The sequence below is a fragment of the Methylobacterium sp. E-016 genome (assembly GCF_022829745.1).
Classification (GTDB): domain Bacteria; phylum Pseudomonadota; class Alphaproteobacteria; order Rhizobiales; family Beijerinckiaceae; genus Methylobacterium.
Map to the genome: position 1 here is coordinate 1 of NZ_JAKSYF010000101.1, position 416 is coordinate 416.

The 416-nt window shown below is 68.3% G+C and carries 1 protein-coding gene; it reads right to left on the reverse strand.

The genetic code is table 11. The annotated features are described in order from the left end of the window. A partial coding sequence (locus MKK68_RS12500; protein ID WP_279605327.1) for an FtsK/SpoIIIE domain-containing protein occupies nt 1–416 on the reverse strand: 416 nt, incomplete at both ends.

Here is a 416-nt window from a genome sequence, read left to right on the forward strand (position 1 = left end):
GACCCGTCGTCGGCGGTGACCGCCTCGAGGTAGGCCGGGCGGCCCTGGCGCTTGAGGTGGGCGACCACGCTCTCTACCTCCGAATCCGAGCAGAACGGCCCGTGCACCCGGGTCGTGCGACCGCCGCCGGCCATGAACAGCATGTCGCCCTGGCCCAAGAGCTGCTCGGCGCCCATCTCGCCCAGGATCGTGCGCGAGTCGATCTTGCTCGTCACCTGGAAGCTGATCCGGGTCGGGAAGTTCGCCTTGATCGTCCCGGTGATCACGTCCACCGACGGACGCTGCGTCGCCATGATCAGGTGGATGCCCGCCGCGCGCGCCATCTGCGCCAGGCGCTGGATCGCGCCTTCGATGTCCTTGCCGGCCACCATCATCAGGTCGGCCATCTCGTCGACCACGATCACGATGTAGGGCAG